At 65.6% G+C, this 18,922-nt stretch carries 20 protein-coding genes; 15 read left to right on the top strand and 5 right to left on the bottom strand.

Annotation, left to right across the window (positions count from 1 at the left end; genetic code table 11):
• The first annotated feature begins 214 nt into the window (after positions 1-214).
• The 7 genes from metH to D5687_RS05105 all read left to right on the top strand — a co-directional run bounded on the left by metH (position 215) and on the right by D5687_RS05105 (position 8,049).
• Positions 215-3,910 (top strand): methionine synthase, encoded by a 3,696-nt coding sequence (gene metH, locus D5687_RS05135; protein ID WP_125198698.1) that lies wholly within the window; start codon positions 215-217, stop codon positions 3,908-3,910.
• 107 nt (positions 3,911-4,017) lie between these two features.
• Entirely contained in the window at positions 4,018-4,797 is a 780-nt protein-coding gene (gene zapD / locus D5687_RS05130; RefSeq protein ID WP_158611759.1) for a cell division protein ZapD, read from the top strand.
• A gap of 103 nt (positions 4,798-4,900) precedes the next feature.
• Positions 4,901-5,707: a septum site-determining protein MinC gene (minC, locus tag D5687_RS05125; protein WP_158611758.1), complete on the top strand. Its 807-nt coding sequence runs from the start codon at positions 4,901-4,903 to the stop codon at positions 5,705-5,707.
• A gap of 138 nt (positions 5,708-5,845) precedes the next feature.
• On the top strand, positions 5,846-6,661 hold the full coding sequence (minD, locus tag D5687_RS05120) for a septum site-determining protein MinD (protein ID WP_125198695.1): 816 nt from the start codon (positions 5,846-5,848) through the stop codon (positions 6,659-6,661).
• 3 nt (positions 6,662-6,664) lie between these two features.
• On the top strand, positions 6,665-6,949 hold the full coding sequence (gene minE / locus D5687_RS05115; protein WP_125198694.1) for a cell division topological specificity factor MinE: 285 nt from the start codon (positions 6,665-6,667) through the stop codon (positions 6,947-6,949).
• A 152-nt stretch (positions 6,950-7,101) separates the two neighbouring features.
• Positions 7,102-7,620, top strand: coding sequence for a YeeE/YedE family protein (locus D5687_RS05110; protein WP_125198693.1), 519 nt, complete (start codon positions 7,102-7,104; stop codon positions 7,618-7,620).
• A 3-nt stretch (positions 7,621-7,623) separates the two neighbouring features.
• Entirely contained in the window at positions 7,624-8,049 is a 426-nt protein-coding gene (locus D5687_RS05105) for a DUF6691 family protein (protein WP_125198692.1), read from the top strand.
• On the opposite strand, the gene D5687_RS05100 is transcribed toward D5687_RS05105, so the two are convergent.
• The gene (locus D5687_RS05100; protein ID WP_125198691.1) at positions 8,046-8,711 is read right to left on the bottom strand and encodes a glutathione S-transferase family protein; all 666 of its coding nucleotides are present in this window, start codon (positions 8,709-8,711) and stop codon (positions 8,046-8,048) included. The genes D5687_RS05105 and D5687_RS05100 overlap by 4 nt on opposite strands.
• A 98-nt stretch (positions 8,712-8,809) precedes the next feature.
• On the opposite strand from D5687_RS05100, the gene D5687_RS05095 reads away from it, so the two are divergent.
• From D5687_RS05095 to D5687_RS05085, 3 genes are all read left to right on the top strand, one after another.
• A complete protein-coding gene (locus tag D5687_RS05095) occupies positions 8,810-9,238 on the top strand; it encodes an RNA-binding S4 domain-containing protein (protein WP_125198690.1) in 429 nt (142 codons plus the stop codon).
• A gap of 87 nt (positions 9,239-9,325) precedes the next feature.
• On the top strand, positions 9,326-9,928 hold the full coding sequence (locus D5687_RS05090) for a nitroreductase family protein (protein ID WP_125198689.1): 603 nt from the start codon (positions 9,326-9,328) through the stop codon (positions 9,926-9,928).
• Positions 9,929-10,039: 111 nt separating this feature from the next.
• Complete coding sequence (locus D5687_RS05085; protein ID WP_125198688.1) at positions 10,040-10,252, top strand: hypothetical protein; 213 nt, start codon at positions 10,040-10,042, stop codon at positions 10,250-10,252.
• Between the two features lie 151 nt (positions 10,253-10,403).
• Here the strand turns inward: D5687_RS05085 and mltF are convergent, their stop codons facing one another.
• Positions 10,404-11,759, bottom strand: coding sequence for a membrane-bound lytic murein transglycosylase MltF (gene mltF, locus D5687_RS05080; RefSeq protein WP_192894154.1), 1,356 nt, complete (start codon positions 11,757-11,759; stop codon positions 10,404-10,406).
• Between the two features lie 112 nt (positions 11,760-11,871).
• Here mltF and D5687_RS05075 point away from each other — a divergent pair, with 112 nt between their 5' ends.
• The gene (locus D5687_RS05075) at positions 11,872-13,161 is read left to right on the top strand and encodes an APC family permease (RefSeq protein WP_125198687.1); all 1,290 of its coding nucleotides are present in this window, start codon (positions 11,872-11,874) and stop codon (positions 13,159-13,161) included.
• A 244-nt stretch (positions 13,162-13,405) separates the two neighbouring features.
• On the top strand, positions 13,406-13,753 hold the full coding sequence (locus D5687_RS05070) for a hypothetical protein (protein ID WP_125198686.1): 348 nt from the start codon (positions 13,406-13,408) through the stop codon (positions 13,751-13,753).
• Positions 13,754-13,771: 18 nt separating this feature from the next.
• Here the strand turns inward: D5687_RS05070 and D5687_RS05065 are convergent, their stop codons facing one another.
• The 3 genes from D5687_RS05065 to D5687_RS05055 form a co-directional block, all read right to left on the bottom strand.
• A complete protein-coding gene (locus D5687_RS05065) occupies positions 13,772-14,398 on the bottom strand; it encodes a phosphoribosyltransferase (protein WP_125198685.1) in 627 nt (208 codons plus the stop codon).
• Positions 14,399-14,482: 84 nt separating this feature from the next.
• A complete protein-coding gene (locus D5687_RS05060) occupies positions 14,483-14,824 on the bottom strand; it encodes a zinc ribbon domain-containing protein YjdM (protein ID WP_125198684.1) in 342 nt (113 codons plus the stop codon).
• 94 nt (positions 14,825-14,918) lie between these two features.
• A complete protein-coding gene (locus D5687_RS05055) occupies positions 14,919-15,272 on the bottom strand; it encodes a DUF3147 family protein (RefSeq protein WP_125198683.1) in 354 nt (117 codons plus the stop codon).
• 266 nt (positions 15,273-15,538) lie between these two features.
• Between D5687_RS05055 and D5687_RS05050 the strand changes: the two genes are divergently transcribed.
• The 3 genes from D5687_RS05050 (at position 15,539) to D5687_RS05040 (ending at position 18,919) form a co-directional block, all read left to right on the top strand.
• Entirely contained in the window at positions 15,539-15,910 is a 372-nt protein-coding gene (locus tag D5687_RS05050; RefSeq protein WP_125198682.1) for a hypothetical protein, read from the top strand.
• 94 nt (positions 15,911-16,004) lie between these two features.
• A complete protein-coding gene (locus D5687_RS05045; protein WP_125198681.1) occupies positions 16,005-17,294 on the top strand; it encodes a TolC family protein in 1,290 nt (429 codons plus the stop codon).
• A complete protein-coding gene (locus D5687_RS05040; protein WP_125198680.1) occupies positions 17,291-18,919 on the top strand; it encodes an efflux RND transporter periplasmic adaptor subunit in 1,629 nt (542 codons plus the stop codon). Before D5687_RS05045 ends, D5687_RS05040 begins: the two co-directional genes overlap by 4 nt.
• Positions 18,920-18,922 lie beyond the last annotated feature (3 nt).

Raw genomic sequence — 18,922 nt, 5'->3', positions numbered from 1 at the left:
GGCTTACCGGCTTGTTCGCCATCAAGGCGCCGATTCGAAGGCAGGCTCATTGCCCGGCGAGGATCGGCAACACCGAGGGCGGGCAAGCCGGCAGGCCCTGCAGAGGCGTTGGCTATTCGTGCAGACCTTCCTTAATAATTCACCGCGCCGGCCGTGCGGCCTGCCCCGCCTGTGCAGGACGACGGCCCGGCCGATTCAGGACCGCGCGTCGCCCATGACTTCAATCGACCGAGACCACCCCGTTTTCGACCAGCTTCGTGACCTGATGCGCGAGCGCATCCTGGTGCTCGACGGCGCCATGGGCACCATGATCCAGAACGCGCAGCTCAACGAGGACGATTTCCGCGGCGAGCGCTTTGCCGACTGGCCGGTGGACCTCAAGGGCAACAACGACCTGCTGGTCCTGACGCGCCCGGACGTGATCGAGGACATCCATCGCCAGTACCTGGATGCCGGCGCAGACATCATCGAGGCCAACACCTTCTCGGCCACCCGCATCGCGATGGCCGACTACCAGATGGAAGAGCTGTCGCGCGAGATCAACGTGGTCGCCGCGCAGATCGCCCGCAAGACCGCCGATGCCAAGACCGCCGAGACGCCTGACAAGCCGCGTTTCGTCGCCGGCATCCTCGGCCCCACCAACCGCACCGCCTCGATCTCGCCGGACGTCAACGATCCCGGTTACCGCAACACCAGCTTCGACGAACTGGTCGAGGCCTACCGCGAATCGGCGGAAGGATTGCTCGAGGGCGGCGTCGACATCTTCCTGATCGAGACCATCTTCGACACGCTCAACGCCAAGGCGGCGGTATTCGCCCTCGAGGAACTGTTCGTCGATCGGGGGCAGCGCTGGCCAGTGATGATCTCGGGGACGATCACCGACGCCTCCGGCCGCACGCTCTCGGGCCAGACCACCGAGGCGTTCTACAACAGCCTGCGTCATGCCCGACCGTTGTCGATCGGGCTGAACTGCGCGCTCGGCCCCGACCTGTTGCGCCAGTACGTCGCCGAGCTCTCGCGCCTAAGCGAATACTTCGTCTCCGCGCACCCCAACGCCGGTCTGCCCAACGAACTGGGCGAGTACGACCTGGAGGCCGACCCGATGGCCGCCTCGATCGGCGAATGGGCCGAGGCGGGCCTGCTGAACATTATCGGCGGCTGCTGCGGCACCACGCCGGCGCACACCGCCGAGATGGCTCGCCGGGTCGAGGGCGTCGCGCCGCGCAAGCCCGTCAAGCCGGAGATCGCCTGCCGCCTGTCCGGGCTCGAGCCGTTCAACATCACGCCCGACTCGCTGTTCGTGAACATTGGCGAGCGCACCAACGTCACCGGCTCGGCGCGTTTCCGTCGCCTGATCAAGGAAGGCGACTACGACACGGCGCTGGACGTCGCGCGCCAGCAGGTCGAGAACGGCGCGCAGATGATCGACATCAACATGGACGAGGGCCTGATCGACGGCGTCGAGGCGATGCAGCGCTTTCTGAAGCTCGTGGCTGCCGAACCCGACATCTCGCGCGTGCCGATCATGATCGACTCCTCGAAGTTCGAGGTGATCGAGGCGGGCCTGAAATGTGTCCAGGGCAAGGCGGTGGTCAACTCGATCTCCCTCAAGGAAGGCGAAGAGTCGTTCCTCGAGCAGGCGCGTACCGTCCAGCGATACGGGGCGGCCGCGGTGGTGATGGGCTTTGACGAGGACGGCCAGGCCGACAGCCTCGAGCGGCGCAAGGTGATCGCCCAGCGGGCCTACGACCTGCTGACCGGCATCGGTTTCCCGCCCGAGGACATCATCTTCGATCCGAACATCTTCGCCATCGCCACCGGCATCGAGGAGCACAACAACTACGCGGTCGACTTCATTGAGGGCACCCGCTGGATCAAGGAAAACCTGCCGCATGCGCTGATCTCCGGCGGGGTGTCGAACGTGTCGTTCTCCTTCCGCGGCAACGAAGGGGTGCGCGAGGCGATCCACAGCGTGTTCCTCTACCACGCCACCCGGGCGGGCATGGACATGGGCATCGTCAACGCCGGCCAGCTCACCGTGGTCGACGAGATCCCCGAGGAACTGCGCGAGGCGGTCGAGGACATCGTGCTCAACCGTCGCAGTGATGCCACCGACCGCATGCTCGAGCTCGCGGACAAGTACCGTGAATCCGGCGGCGAGAAATCCAGTGGGCCCAGCCTCGAATGGCGCGAATGGCCGGTGGAAAAGCGCCTGGAGCATTCCCTGGTCAAGGGCATCGACGAGTTCGTGATCGAGGACACCGAGGAGGCACGCCAGCGCGCCGAACTGCCGCTGCACGTGATCGAAGGCCCGCTGATGGACGGCATGAACGTCGTCGGCGACCTGTTCGGCGCCGGCAAGATGTTCCTGCCGCAGGTGGTCAAGTCCGCCCGCGTGATGAAAAAGGCCGTCGCCCACCTGCTGCCCTACATGGAAGAGGAAAGCTGCCAGGCGCAGTCGGCCGGCAAGGTGGTCATGGCCACCGTCAAGGGCGACGTGCATGACATCGGCAAGAACATCGTCGGCGTGGTGCTCCAATGCAACGGCTTCGAGATCGTCGATCTGGGCGTGATGGTGCCGGCACAGAAGATCCTCGACACCGCCCGCGAGGAAAACGCCGACCTGATCGGCCTGTCCGGCCTGATCACCCCGTCGCTCGAGGAGATGACCAACGTCGCCAGCGAGATGCAGCGCCAGGGCTTCGACATCCCGCTGATGATCGGCGGGGCGACCACCTCCAAGCTGCACACGGCACTCAAGATCAACCCGGTCTACGACCAGCCGGTGATCCACGTGCTCGACGCCTCGCGTGCCGTGGGCGTGGCATCGAAGCTGTTGGGCAAGAACAAGCAGGCGTTCGTCGACGAGGTCGAGGGCGAGTACGCCAAGGTGGTGGAACGCCGCCAGGCCAACCAGAAGGAAGCCAAGCGCGTTTCCATCCAGCAGGCGCGTGACAACCGCCAGAAGGTGGACTTCGACGACTACACCCCGGTCGCGCCGCAGCAACCGGGCGTGCATGTCCTCGAGGACTACCCGCTCGAGAAGATCGTCGAACGCATCGACTGGACGCCGTTCTTCCAGAGCTGGCAGTTGTTCGGCAAGTTCCCGGCCATCCTCGACGACGAGAAGGTGGGCACCGAGGCCAGGAAGCTCTACGACGATGCCCGGGCCATGCTCAAGCAGATCGTCGAGGAAAAGTGGCTCACGGCCCATGCCGTCTACGGTTTCTGGCCGGCCGCCTCGGTGGACGATGATATCCGCGTGTTCACCGACGAGTCGCGCCAGGGCGTGAAGACCACCCTGCATCACATCCGTCAGCAGATGCCGCGCTCGGGCGGCAAACCCAACCAGTGCCTGGCCGATTTCGTCGCACCGACGGGCAGCAAGGTCAAGGACTGGATCGGCGGGTTCGCCGTCACCACGGGCCACGGGATCGAACCGCACGTCAAGCGCTTCGAGGATGCGAACGACGACTACCACGCCATCCTGCTTCAATCGCTGGCCGACCGGCTGGCCGAGGCCTTCGCCGAGACGTTGCACGAGCGCGTGCGCAAGGAATACTGGGGCTACGCGGCCGACGAGGAGCTCTCCAACGACGAGCTGATCGCCGAGAAATATCAGGGCATCCGCCCCGCCCCCGGCTACCCCGCCTGCCCGGATCACACCGAAAAGGGATTGTTGTGGGAACTCTTGGCGCCTGAACGAATCGGAATGGAATTGACCGACTCGTACGCCATGCACCCGGGCGCTGCCGTATCGGGCTGGTATCTCGCCCATCCGGAAGCGCGCTACTTCGGTGTGGGCCGCATCGGCCCGGATCAGGTCGACGACTACGCCCATCGCAAGGGCTGGAGCCGCGCCGAGACCGAGAAGTGGCTCGCGCCAATCCTGGGGTACGAGCCGGATTGACCGTCACCCGCCTGCAAATGATCGCGGGAGTTGAGTTATCCCGCGAGCAGGCTGAGAATGGCAGGCGCGAGACGCGCCGACACACCCTCGACCCGCATCGGCATCCAATGGATCGGAACGCACCTCTGAAAATCTACGAGCAACCACTGAACGAACGGATCCGGGCCTGCCTCAGGCTCGACCACTTGTTCACCCGCATCGACCATCACCTGCAGAGCACCTCGCGGGACGACGCGCTTTGCACGGTGTTGCTGCTGCTCGAAGCCGCCGACGTCCTTTCGCGTATCGACATCAAGCGCGAACTGATCAAGGAACTCGAACGCCAGCAGGCCCGCCTGATGAACGTGCCGGACTCGCCCGGCGTCGATCGCGACAAGCTCAATGCCCTGCTCGATCAGCAAAACGACCTGATCAAGGCGCTGCACGCCTACCACGCCCAGCCCGGCGCTCACCTGAAGACGCACGAGCTGTTGAACGCCGTGCGTCAGCGTGCCTCGATTCCCGGCGCCCTGTGCGAATTCGATATACCCGGGCTGCACTACTGGCTGAGCCTGCCGGACGCCGAGCGCCGCGAGGATATCGACACGTGGCTGGAGCCGTTTACCGACATCCGCCAAGCCAACGAACTGGTCATCAGCCTGATACGAAACAGCGTCGATACGATGTCGGTGGTCGCCGACGAGGGCTTCCTGCAGCAGAGCATCGAGAGCGCGACGCCCTATCAACTGCTGCGTGTGATGATCGACGACGACACCGTCTGCTATCCCGAGATCAGCGCCGGCAAGCACCGCTTTACCGTGCGTTTTATGACACTGGACCGCGAGAACGGCCATCCACGCCAGGTCCACGAAGACATCGAATTCCGCCTCGCCCTGTGCCGTTTGTGACACCCAGGCCATCCCTTCGCCGGCCGATAGGCCGGAAGGGAGCCAGGCCCATGCGAGGGCGAGCATGGCTTTACCATCGTCAGGACGAAAACCGAGCTCATCAATGACCGCAACCACCCGCAAGGCCGCCAGGACAGGCGCCCCGGCCCTCGACATCGACCAGCGCTCGCTGGCGCTCACCCATGTTCACCTCTACGAGACGCATCTGCTCAAGCTCACCCGCAGCCTGAGCGAGCGTTTCGGCAACCCCGGGGTCGGTGACGAGCGACAGCCTTGCGTGATCGATCTGGCGGCGATCGCGGACAGCGGCAAATGGATCGATTTCCCGGCCCTGGTAAGCCTGCTGCGCAACTATCGCCTCGAACCGGTCGGCGTGGTCCACGGCAACGATCAACAAAAGACCCAGGCGCGCGGCGCCGACCTGCCGGTCTTCGACGACCAGGCGGTTGCCGACGCACCAGCGCAGGCTCAGCCTCAGAGCAAGCCGGAACCGGAACCCGCCGCCGAACCGGAACCCGTCAAGGCAGAGGAACCGGCACCACCTGCCGAGCCGGCATCACCCGCCCCGGCCGGCCCGATCGCCCCGATGATCCTGCGCCACCCGGTCCGTTCCGGCACCGAGCTCTACGCCCAGGGTCAGGACATGGTGGTGATGAACACCGTCGGTGCCGGGGCACGCGTGGTGGCGGACGGATCGATCTACATCCACGGCGCGCTCAAGGGCACCGCCGCAGCCGGCGCCGGCAACCAGATCGAGGCGCGCATCTTCTGTGAATCGTTCGAGCCGGAGATCATCGCCATCTGCGGCACCTTCCTCGATGGCGAGCAGCTGGCGCGCCATCCGGCCTGGGGCAAGCGCGTGTTGGTGGAACTGGTCGATGGCCAGCTGATGGTCCATCCGTTCGACTGAACGCACACGTACGGTGCGAATGGAAGAATTTCACGGTCGTTGGGAAAGGCTCGCCTTTGTGGCACAGTCCGCCCGACCTGACGACCCCGCCCCGCGGGGCATGACGTCAACAATCTTTCGCGATTAGGGAGACAATCCGTGTCCAAAGTCCTGGTGGTAACCTCCGGCAAGGGCGGCGTTGGCAAGACGACGACCAGCGCCGCCATTTCGAGCGGCCTGGCCATGGCCGGCAAGAAGACCGTGGTGATCGACTTCGACGTCGGCCTGCGCAACCTCGATCTGATCATGGGCGTCGAGCGCCGCGTGGTCTACGACATCGTCAACGTCATCCAGGGCGAGGCGGGCCTGAACCAGGCCCTGATCCGCCACAAGGAAGTCGACAACCTCTACGTCCTGCCCGCCTCGCAGACCAAGGACAAGGACGCGCTGACCGAGGAAGGCGTCGGCAAGGTCCTCAACGACCTGCGCGAGGAAGGCTTCGACTACATCGTCTGCGATTCCCCGGCCGGCATCGAGCGCGGCGCGCAACTGGCGATGTACTACGCCGACGAGGCCATCGTGGTGTCCAACCCCGAGATCTCCTCGGTGCGCGACTCCGACCGCATGCTGGGCATCCTCGCCAGCAAGTCGCGCCGGGCGAAGGATGGCGAGACCGCCATCAAGGAGCACCTGCTGATCACCCGCTACGCCCCCGATCGCGTCGGCACCGGCGAGATGCTGTCGGTCGAGGACATGCTCGAGATCCTGGCCGTCCCTCTGTTGGGCGTGATCCCGGAATCCAACGCGGTGCTGCAGGCCTCCAACGCGGGCCGGCCCGTGATTCTCGACGAGAACACCGACGCCGGTCAGGCCTACCACGATGCCGTTGGTCGCCTGCTGGGCGAAGAGCGTCCAATGCGTTTCATCGAGACCGAAAAGAAGTCGCTTTTCGGTCGCCTGTTCGGACGGAGTTAAGCCATGGGATTGCTGGATATCTTTCGTAACCGTTCACAGGACCCGTCGGCCAAGATGGCCAAGGAACGTCTGCAGATCCTGATCGCGCACGAACGCGCCCAGGGTCAGCACATCACGCCGCACTACCTGCCCGAAATGCAGAAGGAGATCCTCGAGGTCATCCGCAAGTACGTCCACGTCGAAGACGATGCGGTGAAGTTCGAGGTCGAGCACAACGAGCAGTTCGAGTTGTTCGAGCTCAACATCACCCTGCCCGAGAAGGGCGAAGGCAACGAGCGGTCCGACTGACCGCCCAACGCCGCTATGAGCTCAACCCTTTCACCCCCGCCAGCCGGGGGTGTTTGTCGTTATGGGCCGGTAAAAAACATCTGTTGGCGCCAATACCGCTGGGCCGCTAAGGTGCCACTTTGCTAATTCAGGAACCTTGGCTCTTGTCGACAATGGATACGTTCGCAACGCTCATCGACGCTCTGTTTTCCCCGCTCTGGACGCCCGTGCTGGTGGGGGCGCTGATCGCCCTGCTCGCCTTCACTCAGCGCTGGCTAGTCGACCAGCCTCTCTCCTGTTCGACCGGCTTTGCCAACCTGGCGGGTTATCTCAGGCCCGGCACGGCACGCGATCCGCAGGGCGACTGGCGGATCGTGTTCCTGCTGGGCATCGTGCTCGGCGGCCTGATCGCTGCTCTCACGGATGGTGCGCCGGCCTGGCAAGGCACCGCCGCGGAGTTCGGCCGCTTCTATACCGCCCTGGTGCCCGAGTCCACGCTCGGCTCAGCGATCTGGTGGCTGGTCGGCGGTCTGCTGATCGGCCTTGGTGCGCGTCTGGCCGGCGGCTGCACCTCGGGCCACACCATCGCGGGTGTGGCGATGGGGGCACCGGCGAGCCTGGTGGCTTCGGCCGTCTTCTTTGCCGTTGCGGTGGGCACCGCCCAACTCGCCGCTTGGATGCTGGGGGTCTGAGCGATGATCAACCGACGCAACCTGCTGTTTCTCGCCTTCGGCACCACCTTTGGCTTCCTGCTCAGCCGGGCCGGTGCGACCAGCCCGGCGATCATCAGTGAGCTACTCCTGTTCGAGGACCTGCGCCTGCTGTGGGTGATCGCCACGGCCGTGGCCCTCGGTGCCGCCCTCACCTGGCTTGCCTGGCGTTTTGGCTGGCGCGCGCTCAACACCGGCGAACCGATCTCGATCCAGCACAAGCCATTCAAGCGTGGACTGATCGTCGGCGCGGTATTGTTCGGTCTGGGTTGGGCCGGCACCGGGGTGTGCCCCGGCACCGCACTGGCGATGATCGGCGAGGGCAAGTGGTTCGCCCTGTGGGTGGGCGCCGGCATCCTGGTCGGCTCCGGCGCCGGCAGCTGGATCAATCATCGCCTCGAACGAGGCTAAGCCACCAGGTACTGCTGCGCGTACCAGCCGTTCTGCTTTTTCAGCATCATCGGGAAAAGCTCGTCAAAGCCCTCAGGCAGCGAGTCGCGGATCACCGGCTCGTCGACCAGTCGCTCGCCCCAGCGCATCACCGTCGGGATGGCATTCCAGTCGAGCAGTGATTCCGGCAGGGCGAACAGGCGCTGGAACAGCGGGGCGAACGAGGTGTCCACCAGCGAGAGCTCTTTTCCCACAAAGAACGGGGCGGGTGGCTTCTTTGCCAGCTGCCTCTCCAGGTGACCGAACAGCTTGGCCAGTTCGTCACGCTTGGCGGTACTGGCGGACTCCTCCGCGGCAGTGATCGCGCCGAACATCGCCATGATTCCCGCTGAACCCAGTTCGATCCAGGCCCGCTGCTGGGCGCGCTCCAGGGCATTGTCCGACAGCATGCGCTCGCCGAAGGATTCATCGAGGAATTCGTTGATCACGGCCGACTCGAACAGCACTTCGCCATCGACCTTGAGCACCGGCACCTTACCCAGCGGCGAAACCTCGTCGAACCAGCTCGGCGGGTCGTTGAGCTGGATGAAGGTGGTATCGAACGGCACGCCCTTGTGCTTGAGGGTGATCACCGAGCGCTGGACAAAGGGACAGAGCTTGAAGCTGATGAGTTCGAGTTGCATGATGCCTCCACATCGAAAAAACCGCGGGCGACACGCGTACGTCGTCCGAATTAGACCCGAATCGTAGCCTACCGGCCGCCGCTATTGCCGCAGTTAACGTGAAAAAAACCGACAAGAAACGTCATTCCACTTCCGCTTCGAATGCCCAGGACAGCCAACGGCTCGATACCTGGCTATGGGCCGCGCGTTTCTTCAAGACCCGCCAGCTGGCCTCGACGGCCATCGACGGCGGCAAGATCGAGCTCAACGGCCAGGCCGTGACCAAGCGCGGCAAGTCGGTACGTCCCGGCGACCGGCTGACCATCGGCAAGGCCGGCATGCGGTTCGTGGTCGATGTCGAGGCACTCAATCCCAAACGCGGACCGGCCAGCGAGGCGGCGCTGCTCTACCGGGAGACTCCGGAGAGCATCGAGAAGCGCCGGCTGGTCGCCGAGCAGCAGCGTGCCGAGCGCGAGCTCAACCCACACCACAAGCCGGCCAAGCAGGCGCGTGCCCTGCTGCGCGCCCTGCGCGGCAAGTCATTCTGAACCGATCGTGCCCACGCAAGCCCTCCGGCGAACCAGCGACTCGATGCCTATACTCCCGTACCGAAACCCGTAACACGAGGAGACTGCATGCGAGTCAGCGAGGCGATTGCGACCCGACGCGCCATCAAGCAATTCGACCCGGAACACCAATTATCCGAGGGCGATCAGGACCGGCTGATCCAACTGGCGATGCAGTCGCCAACCGCCTTCAACCTGCAGCACTGGCGGTTCGTGGTGGTGCGCGATCCTGCGCGCCGCCAGGCGATCCGCGAGGTCGCATGGGACCAGGCCCAGGTGACCGACGCCTCGATGCTGGTGATCCTCACCGGCCGTCGTGACGTCTGGCAGGACGAGGCCGAACGCGTCTGGCGCGATGCCCCGTCCGAAGTGCGCGAGATGATGGCCGGGGCGATCGATGCGTATTACCGTGACAAGCCGCAGGTCGAACGCGACGAGGTCATGCGCAGCTGCGGCATCGCCGGGCAGAGCCTGATGCTCGCGGCACGGGAAATGGGGCTCGATTCCTGCCCAATGGACGGCTTTGATTTCGAGGCCGTCGGCCGGCTGATCAACCTGCCCGATGATCACCTGATCTCGTTCATGGTCGCGATCGGCAAGAAGGCCGCCGACGTCTGGGCCCGGCCTGGACAGCTCTCGCTTGACGAGGTGCGCCATGTCGATGGATTCTGAACTTGTCGGTCACAGTGACCTCCAAGGGCTGGCAGCGCGAAACTGCCCTTCACTTTTTCGAGTCTGACACTCATTCGCCGGGACGTTCCGGCATGACATGGAGAGCGACACATGAACGCACGTAATGCAGTGATTGCCCTGATGATGGCTCTGGGTCTGACCGTTGCCGGCTGCGCCGAAGAGCAAGGTCCGGCGGAAGAGGCCGGCGAGCAGATCGACCAGACCATGGAAGAAGCGGGCGACGAGATCGAGGAGGCCACCGACGAGATGGGTGGCGACGCCGAGGAAGCCGGCGACTCCATCGAGGAAGAAACCGACTACTAAGCGGTTTACACGCCCCGAGTCAAAGGCCCCGGCAATGCCGGGGCTTTTTTGTGGGCGCCAGGACCAATACTGCCCCCGCTAGAAAGGATGGAACCGGAACGACCACTAGAGGACTGAACATTGCCCTGCCCGGTCGGCGAAGCACTCGCAGTCAATCGGGAAGGGCCTGATCGATCACGTCGCGGTAATTGCGGATGCGGCGGACGTAATGCACCGATTCGTATCCCCGGGCATAGCCGTACTTGGTCTGCGGGTAATAGCGCTTGTCGGCCTTCAACGGCAGTACCTCGCGCATGTCGGCCCAGGAGTCCGGGTTGCGGCCGAGTTCACGGGCCAGCCGGCGTGCATCCAGCACGTGTGCCCGTCCCAGGTTGTAGCTGGCCAGGGCAAGGTAGGTGCGGTCCGGCTCGGGAATATCTTCCGGCAAGCGGGCACGACGATCGGCAAGGTAGCGCGCCCCTCCGAGAATGGCCTCGCGCGGATCGAGCCGGTCCTCCACGCCCAACGATTCGGCGGTCGGCCGGGTGAGCATCATGATGCCGCGCACCCCGGTGGGCGAGGTCGCCTGCGGATCCCAGTGCGATTCCTGGTAGGCCATCGCCGCGAGCAGTTCCACCGACAGACCGGTTTCCTCCGCGGCTTCTCGGAACTCGTCCAGGTAGCGTGGCAGCCGCTCGTCGAGCCGGCGATTGAGCGCCCGCAGGTCGACGAAATCGAATTCCCCGATGTGCGCGTAATAGCGCTCGCGCATCGTGGCAATCGCCAGTTCGCCGGGATCACTCTCCCGCCAGTCTCGCGTGGACTCGGCCAGATCCGGATGCAAGGCGGCGGCATACCAGCCCACCAACTCGGTCTGACCGAGGTTCATCGCCACCTCGAGATGCGGCCAGTATCGCCGCACCATGCGCACGATCGACGAATCGGCGACGGTACAACCCACCTCCCCGGTTGCCACCTGAGTCAGCAGCACCTCGCTGCTGCGCGAGGGATCGGCGACGAAGGCCAGATCCGGCACCGTGCGCGCCAGCTCCTCAAGACGCGCGACATAACTCGACTCGCCCGTCACCTGCAGATCCACCCCGGCCAGGCCTTCAATCGTGTCCGGCAAGGGCCGGTCATCGCGATGGCAGACCACCTGCTGGACCACCTCGCCGTGCACCAACCCCGGCTCGAACCGTTCGCTCCGCGCCGACAGATGCGTCAATCCGGCCGCGGCGAGATGCGCTCGACCGGTCTCCAGTGCCTCGACCACCTCCGCGGTCGACTCATAGACACGCCACTCCACCGTCCAGCCACGGCCGTCGGCAAAGGCGGTGACCAGGTCGTGCTCGGGGCCGGTCGCCAACTGGTCACGTCCCAGGTAGCGAGTCGTGGGGCCGTTACGCGTCGCCACGACCAGCTGCTGCGTGTCGAACGGCGAGGACAGCACGACCTGTGGCGAGCGGTCGCTGCACCCGGAAAGGAGCAGCAACGCAGCGACAGGCATCATCCAGAGAAAAAGCGGCATGCAATGGATTCCACGTCGTGGGCGTGTATCTGGTAAATCGGATCAAGAACAAGAGTAACCCACCATCCCCCGAGGTTCGGCACCGACCGGCCACGGGACTACACTCCCGAACATGACGCGCGATCCCGACGGCCGGCACGACACCCCTCCCCCACCTCAGGGCCTCCCGGCCCCACGGCAGGCCGTTCTTCGGCGCGAGCTCGGGCCGGTGCTGCTGACACTCTATGGCCTGGGCACCATCCTGGGCGCGGGCATCTACGTGGTGATCGGTGAGGTCGCCGGTGCGGCCGGCCTGCTCACACCGTTTGCCTTCGTCCTCGCCGCGCTGGTCGCCTCGCTCACGGCGCTGTCATTCAGCGAACTCACCGCCCGCATCCCGGAGGCCGGCGGGCCGATCGACTACGCGCGGCAGGCCTTCGGCCGACGGGGGCTGTGCATCGCCATCGGCTGGGGGCTGGTGGCCACCGGCACCGTCTCGGGGGCCACCATCCTGACCGGCTTCGAGCGCTATGCCTCGCTGTTCATCGATCTGCCCCGCGCCTGGACATTGATCATCGTCACCCTCGCACTGGGTGGTATCGCGATCGCGGGTATGCGCGAGAGCGCCTGGTTCATGGCCGCCACCACGCTACTGGGCATGGCCGGGCTGGGGTACGTGGTCTGGGTGGCCGCCCCGGCGATGGGTGATGCGCCGGTACGGCTGGCCGAATCGCTAAGCGGGCTCGAGTTCGGGATGGTCACCGGTCTGTTCCTGGGCGCCTTCCTCGCGTTCTACTCGTTCATCGGCTTCGAGGACATGGCCAACCTCGCCGAGGAGGTCCGCGACGCCCCGCGCACCATGCCACGCGCGATCGTCAGCGCCGTGGTGATCTCGCTCGTGGTCTACGCGCTGGTCGCCATCGCCGCAACCAGCGTACTCGCCCCGGATGATCTGGCCGGCGCCCACGCTCCGCTGGTGGCCGTGGTCGAGGCCATGGGCCACCCGGGCGTGCCGCTGGGCCTGATCAGCCTGTTCATCATCGTCAACGGCGCGCTGGGCCAGATCATCATGGCCACGCGCCTGCTCATGGACATGGGACGCGACCGGGCCGGGGCGCCGTCGGCGCTGGGGCGCGTGCATCCCCGTACCCATACCCCGATCGTCGCGACCCTCGCGGTGACCATCACCATCCTGCTACTGGCACTCTTCCTGCCACTGGCGACCCTGGCGAACCTCACCAGCGCGATCATGCTGGCCGTCTTCGTCATGGTGAACGCCTCGCTGATCGTCCTCAAGCGTCGCGGCCAGCCCGAGGACGTGCCGAACGTTGCTCGGTGGATCCCCTGGGCGGGGATGCTGCTGTCCACCGGCGCCCTGATCACCCAGGGGATGCTCGCGGCGACCGGCGGCCCTGGCGGCTGAACTGGAGGCTAAACTCCCGGCAACGGCTACCCCATCCAACGAGGCGTCACCACGTGAAACCCCTTCTGGTGCTCGCACTGCTCGGTTCGGCCTTCCTTCTCGGCGGCTGCTCCCACGTCTCGCGTGTCGATGCAGACCACCTGACCGCGTTCGGCGAGCCACTCGAGCAGCCGGAGCAGTACCTGTACTACCTGGTGCGCATCGACAACCGGGGCCGACCACCGGACGCCCTCCCCCGCTCGCCATGCGCTTGCCCGACGCAGGCCGACCCATCGCGCTCGATGCACTCACCCCTAGCCTCACCGCGCGCTATCTGCCGGCCTTCGTGCCGCCACCGCAATGGCCCGACACGTGGAAGGAAAAGGCAAGCCGGCAAACCGCGTTCCAGGGAGGAGGCATCTACGTGCATTTCGAGGCGCAGGGACCGGCCTTCATCACCCTGTGCTCGCATTGCCACGGCGGCCGGCATTCGCCGGTCCTGTGCACGGCGGACGGTTCCGTCTGCCACCAACTGCCGGTCACGTACGAGGGGCTGGTCGAATTGATCGGGCCACCCGACCGGGTCCGACGTGTGCGTGAAGTGACGTGCTGAGTCCTCGCCGCCCACCGCCTAGTCCTGGTCGAGGCGGATGCCGCCAAAGAACAGCACACGGTCGAGCTCGGCATCGTCCAGTCGCAAGCCATGCTCGGCATTTAGCCGGGACACCGCCTCCTTGCGGGTTGCCGGCACGGGCTGCATGTCGCGCAGGAACTGGCCGACATCCTCGACCACCGCCCAGGGGTAGAGCATCCAGCGCCATTGCTCGATGGACTCGGCCACGAAGTCCGCCGGGCATTCCGTCACCTGCTTTTCATGCAATACCGCGGTACGAACCGAGGCCGGGTGGAGATCGTCCAGGTACGGGCGCAAGGCCTGCAAGGTCTTGCCACTGTCGTTGACATCATCGACCACCAGCACATTCTCGCCCTTGATCGGACCGCCGAGCGGCACGGTGACCCGCGCCTGCATCCCGGCGTGCGCGCCGGCCGCGTAATGCTGCACCTTGACGCTCACCAAACGCGAGACGCCCAGGAAATCGCAGACAAACCGCGCGGGCATGAACCCGCCACGGGCCACGGCGATCACGGTATCGGGTTGATAACCGCTCGAGCGCACCATCCGCGACAGGCGGTCGGCAGCGGCGACGACCTCCTCGACCGTGATGGCGTGGACGGGTAACGATTGGCGTCGAGTCATTCCGTTCCTCCCTGACTGCCCCTGTCTCGAAACTCGCCTAGACGAAACCTTGGGCGAGCGCCTGACCAACCACCCGGCTGGCGATCACGCCTTCTTGACGAACTCGGACTTCAACTTCATCGGACCGAACCCCTCGACCTTGCAGTCGATGTCGTGGTCGCCCTCGACGATGCGGATGTTCTTGACCTTGGTGCCCACCTTCACCGTCCCCGAACCGCCCTTGAGCTTGAGATCCTTGACCACGGTCACCGTGTCGCCATCGGCCAGCGGGTTGCCGTTGGCATCCCGCGCGGCGGGCTCATCGGCACCGGTCGACGTCTCGGCCTCGCCCGACCATTCGTGGCCACACTCCGGGCAGACGAACAGCGTGCCGTCGTGGTAGGTGAAGGTCGAGCCGCACTCGGGGCAAGGGGGCATCTCACTCATTTCAGACTCCAACGCGCAAAGGACAGACAGGATACCCTGCCAACACCCCACGTGGGTCCGACACGCACGCCAGCTCGGGATGCCCTGCCGAACGTCACGGCATCAATTCCACGCCGAAGTAGCGAGCCACGAAGGTAAACAGCCAGAACGACACGACCGTGATCGCGGCGCTCGCCAACATGGTGGGCCAGAAGCCGAGCCGCCCGAGGAGAAACGGAAAGGCCAGGAACATCGGCAGGGTCGGCACGACGTACCAGAAGGTGTACCAGGCGTGGTTACTCACCTTCTCCTGCGAGCCGGTCTCGACCTGGAGCCAGATCAGCGCCAGGATCGTGACCAAGGGCAAGGCCGCGATCAGTGCCCCGAGCTTGTCACTACGCTTGGCCACCTCGGAAACCAGCACCACTACCCCGGCTGTCGTCAGGTACTTGAAAATCAACCAGGCCATGGGACCTCCTATGCTTGCAGCAACCCACCCGCCCCACTGACGGATTTGCGTGGGCGGATAGTGCCATATCATATCTATGGCCGTCCTACTTCACTCGACCGAGTGGACGCATGCAAACCGCCTCAGCCCAAGTGGAGAGCGTGCACCCGGGAGAGATGGTCTCCGGCGCCATTGCAACCAGTGGGCTCTTGCCCTACAATCATCGCGGATATTTATGGCCCAAGTCGGCCAAAGTAGCCGCCCCCCATGACCGGCCAGGAAAGTCCTTGATCCATCGACTGCGACAACGCACTGCCCAAGCCCGGCTTCTCGTCGGGCTGCTGTGCGTGGCCGTCATGCTGCAAGGGCTTGTCTTCGGTGCCTGGCATATCCACGCCTCCGGTGACCATGGCAATCTCGCCACGCCGGTGCACATGGACCAAGCCGCCGCCCACCAGGCCACCCACGCCGACGCGGTGGAGATCGAGTCGTTCGCCCTGCTGAAGTTCTTCGGCAGTGGTCTTGGCCTGTTGGTCCTGGTGACATTGCTGATCGTCCTGCCGCGCACCCAAGCCATCCGCCCACCGCTGGCCACCTACGCGCCTGGCTCATCGCTACTCAGGCTGCGCCCCCCGGAACGCGCCCCTCCCCTCGCCTGACAACTCCGCACCCTGATCGCACCACGCCAACCGTCGAGTGAATCGGCGCGTGGTTTTCCGCCCCGTAGCGGGCATTGATCCAGAGGAGTTCGTCATGCCGTTGACGCCTCACCCGAGGTGGGTTCGCCGTACCCATCGCCCCCTGCTCGTGGGCAGCCTGCTGTTACTCGCCCCGATGACTGTGCCGGCCGCCGACTGGACGCTCGAGCGCAGCGCCGAACGCGCGCTGAGCGTCGCACCCGAGATCGACGCTGCCCGCGCCGAGCGCAATCGCCGTGCCGGCCTGGCCGACGAAGCCAGCCGCTGGCCCAACCCCACCCTTGAGCTCGGCTTTTCCGACGAGCTCGGCATCGAAGACGGCTCGGGCGGCTGGTCGGTAAAGGAATACGCAATTCGCCAAGCCCTGCCGATCGACGGACGCATCGGGCATCGCGCTGACGCCGCCGACAAGCGCATCGCGGCGGCAGAAGCCGAGCAGCGCCAGCGCGCACTGACCATGGAGCATCGTGCCGCGCTGGCCTTTCATCGCCTGCAATGGGCCGAGGCTCGCATCGAGCAAGCCCGGGAACAGCAGGAATGGACCCAGCGCTTTGCGCACATCGGTGACCGCCGCACCCGTGCCGGCGACCTGTCCGAGCGCGAACGCCTGCGATTGAACCTGCTCAATGCCGAGGCCCGGGCCGAACTCGACGAGGCGCAGCGGGAGCGCAAGGCGGCGCTGGCCAATTATCGTGGGTTGCTTGGCATCGATACGCAGGCTTCCGTGTCCGTACCCGAGCTGGAACGGCCGCCCATCCCGCCGACACTGGCCACCCTCCGCCAGCAGCTCGATCGTCATCCCCTGCTTCAGTCGGCCGCTCAGGAAGTGGCCGCCGCACAAGCCGAGGTGAAACAGGCCCGGGCCGAACGACTGCCGGACTTGGCCGTCCGCGTGGCTCGCGAACGTGCCTACATCAACGGCCGAGACGAAACCACCAACCACATCGGCCTCCAGGTCGAATTACCCCTGTGGTCGCAGGGGCGTGGCCGCGTCGATGCCAAGCAAAGCCAGGCCATCCGACAGGATGCCGAGAGTCTCGTGACCAAGCGTGACCTCGGCATTCGTCTGGAACGCACCCATGCGCGCCTCTCCGGAGTGCTCGAGCACATCGACGAACACCGGACAGCCGTGCTGGTCCCGGCTGACGACGTGCTGTCGCAGACACGCCGAGGGTTCGAGCAGGGCGAGCTGAGCCTGACCGAACTGATCGACGCCGCCCAGGCCAACATTCGCGGCTCGCGGCGGTATATCGACCTGCTGCTCGAGGCGCGAGAACTCGAATCCGATCTGCGTCTGGCCACCGGCCGGATGCTCACGACCGATTACCCGGAGCAAGACCGATGAACCCGATTACCCTACCCCGCCGGCGCCTGTGGCTCGCGCTGGCGGCTGCCTTGAGCGTGCCGCTGTCCGGCTGTCTCGACGAGCTCGGCCACGAACACGACGAGCAGGGCGAGCATGTCGAGGCGAGTGCCGCCGACGCCACCCACGACGAGCCGCCGATGCGCGCGGTCACCACCTGGTCGCGTGAACTCGAGTTGTTCATGGAGTTTCCCGCGCCGACCGCGGGCGTGCCGGGCAAATACATCACGCACCTCACGCATCTCGAGGACTTCTCGCCGGTCATGTCCGGCCCGCTCCGGTATCGATTCGAGCGCGAGGACGGTCACGTCGAGGAACACGTCGCCGAGACGATCGCGCGCGACGGCATCTTCCTGCCCGAAATCCGTGTCGAGAAACCGGGGCACTACCAGCTCGACCTGATCCTCGGCACGGGCGACGGTGCACTGACAATCGGCGCCGGGCACGTCACCGTCACGGCCCCGGGCGAGGCGCGTGCCAGTGACGACGATCACGGTCACGACCATGGTGACGAGGCTCACGAAGACAGTCATGGCGACGAGGCCGGCGATATCGCGTTCCTCAAGGAACAACAGTGGCGCATGGACTTCGCCGTCCAGCAGGCCTTCAGCGACTTCATCAGCGAGCGCCTGTCGGTGCCCGCGCGCATCGAGCCACGACCGGGCCAGAGTGCCAACGCGGCCGCGCCGGCCGGCGGGCTGCTGGTGCCGCCGGAAAGCGGCGAATGGAAGCGCCCCGGTGACCACGTCGAGGCCGGTGACGTGCTGGCGCGCGTCTTGCCGCTCAGTGGCGCCGATGACGTCAGCCTGCTCGACCTCGACATGACCGAGGCACGCGAACGCGTCTCGCTGGCCCGCGCCGAGCGCGATCGCGTACAGGGCCTCTTTGACGATGGCGTGGTGTCGGAAAAACGACTCGACCAGGCGCAGTCCGAGTACCGCGTCGCGCAGCAGGCGCTGGTGCGGGCTTCTACCCGCCTCGAGCAGCTCGATGGCGAGCGCGACCAGGCGGGTGGTGCCATCACACTTCGCGCCCCGATCAGCGGGGTAATCACCGCCAGCCAACACGCGCCGGGCGAAATGGTCGCGGCCAACAAGACTGTGTTCTCCCTGCTCGACGACGGTCGCGTCTGGCTCAAGGCCATGGCCTACCCCGGCGACATGGCGCGGATCGAACGCCCCGACAACGTTCTCGCACGCCAGGCCGGCAGCCAGTGGCAGACGCTCGCCGGTGCGGAACTCGCCTACGTCGGCACCCAGACCGAGGAAAACGGCACCGTGCCGGTGGTCTTCGACGTCCCCAATCCCGACGGCGAGCTGATCCCGGGCACGGCCTGGTCGGCCGCCTTTTCGATCGGCGCCGGGCAGATGGCCGTGGTGGTACCGAAATCCGCCATTCTCGATGACGACGGCATCGAGGTGGTCATCGTCCAGCACGGCGGCGAGCGCTTCGAGCGTCGCCAGGTCAAGACCGGCATCCGCAGTGGCGAGCGCGTGGCGATCACGGCCGGACTGCAACCGGGCGAGCGCGTGGTCACCGAAGGCGCTTACACCGTTCTGCTTGCCTCGCGTGGCGAACAGGACATCGGCCACGGCCACGCCCACTAAGGA

Origin of the sequence: Guyparkeria sp. SCN-R1 (genome assembly GCF_003932495.1) — a bacterium.
In the GTDB taxonomy this organism is placed as follows: domain Bacteria; phylum Pseudomonadota; class Gammaproteobacteria; order Halothiobacillales; family Halothiobacillaceae; genus Guyparkeria.
This window is presented reverse-complemented; position numbering and strand designations above follow the sequence as displayed.